Raw genomic sequence first — 1,659 nt, forward strand, 5'->3', positions numbered from 1 at the left:
GGCGCCGCCACCGCCACCGGCGCGGCGCCGTTCGACATCCGCCCGGCGGTCCCGGTCGCCGTCGGCGACGACCTCGCCGCCTGCCGCGACCAGGTCCGCCCGAACCTCGCCTTCTACCTCGGCGGCATGGGCGCGCGCACCGAGAACTTCTACGCCAACCTGATCCGCCGCTACGGCTACGAGCAGGCCGCCGACACGATCCAGGACCTCTACCTCACCGGCCGTCGCGAGCAGGCGGCTGCCGCGATCCCCGACGCCCTGGTCGACGAGCTGGCCCTCGTCGGACCGCCGGCCGCCATCGCCGACCAGCTCGCCGCCTGGGAGAGCTCGGGCGTCACCAGCCTGCTGATCCGCTTCGCCGACGACCACGCGCTGCGCACCGTCGCCGAGGTCGCGTTCTGACAGCGCGGTCGGTGTCGGGCGCGTGGGACGGGGCCCGACTGCGGTACGTCGGGCCCGGTCCGCCACGCCAAACCGAGCACCACGTACCGCGATCGGCCTCCCGCGCACCGACAGCACGCCGCTAGCGCAGCAGCGGGTCGCGGGGCAGGCCGAGGATGCGTTCGGCGATCTGGTTGCGGGTGATCTCGGAGGTGCCGCCGGCGATGGTCATGCCTCGCCAGGCGAGGGCGGCGGTGCCGGCCGCGGCGCCGAGGCCCTCGGTGAACGCCGCCTCGGGGCCGGCGAAGTCGAGGAACAGGGCGGCCGTGCTCTGGCCGTGCTCGGCGAGGACCAGTTTGGTGATGTTGCCCTCGGGGCCGGGCTCGCCGCCGACGACGGCCCGCTCCGCTCGGCGCAGGTTCAGCAGGCGCAGGGCGTGGCCCTCGGCGACGTGCCGGCCGACCCGCTCCGCCGCCGCGGGCACGCCCGCGCCGCGCGCCCGGTACAGGTCGAAGATGTTGGCCACCTCGAAACCGCCGGAGACGCCGCCGCCGATGCTGACCCGCTCGTTGCCCAGCGCCGACCGGGCCACCGACCAGCCCCTGTCCGGCGCGCCGACGACGTCGGCGGCGGGGACGAACACGTCGGTGAGAAACACCTCGTTGAACTCGGGGGTGCCGGTGGTCTGGCGCAGCGGCCGGACCTCGACGCCAGGGTGGGTCATCTCAATGATCATCGTGGTGACCCCGGCGTGCTTGGGCGCCGCCGGATCGGTGCGCACCGTGGCGAATCCGCGCCGGCAGTACTGGGCGCCGCTGGTCCAGACCTTCTGGCCGTTGACGACCCAGCCGCCGTCGACCCGCTCCGCCCTCGTCCGGATGCCGGCGGCGTCGGAGCCGGCGCCCGGCTCGCTGAACAGCTGGCACCAGATCTCCTCCTGGGTCAGCGCCCGGTGCACGTACCGGTCGATCTGCTCGGGCGTCCCGTGCTGGATCAGGGTGAGGATCACCCAGCCGGTGATGCCGTAGTACGGCCGCCTGATCCCCGCTGCGGCGAACTCCTGGTCGATGACGAGCTGCAGCCCGGCGGGCGCCGCCAGGCCCCACGGCCTGGGCCAGTGGGGCTGGAGGTACCCGGTGTCGATGAGCCGCTCCCGCTGCTCCCTCGCCGGCAGCGCCGCGACCTCCCGGGCGAACTCCCGCACACCGGCGCGGGCCGCCTCCGCCTGCGGCGGCAGGTGCAGCGTCGACTCGCGGGTGACGCCGGCCAGGCCCAGCC

At 74.9% G+C, this 1,659-nt stretch carries 2 protein-coding genes; one reads left to right on the forward strand and one right to left on the reverse strand.

From position 1 onward, the window contains the following. Positions 1-402, forward strand: a 402-nt coding sequence (locus ND748_RS31545; RefSeq protein ID WP_251749944.1) for an LLM class flavin-dependent oxidoreductase, incomplete at its 5' end; no start/stop codon positions are given. Positions 403-523: 121 nt separating this feature from the next. Here ND748_RS31545 and ND748_RS31550 read toward each other — a convergent pair. Beyond that, positions 524-1,659, reverse strand: a 1,136-nt coding sequence (locus ND748_RS31550) for an acyl-CoA dehydrogenase family protein (RefSeq protein ID WP_251749945.1), incomplete at its 5' end; no start/stop codon positions are given.

Source organism: Frankia sp. AiPs1, assembly GCF_023716945.1.
In the GTDB taxonomy this organism is placed as follows: domain Bacteria; phylum Actinomycetota; class Actinomycetes; order Frankiales; family Frankiaceae; genus Frankia.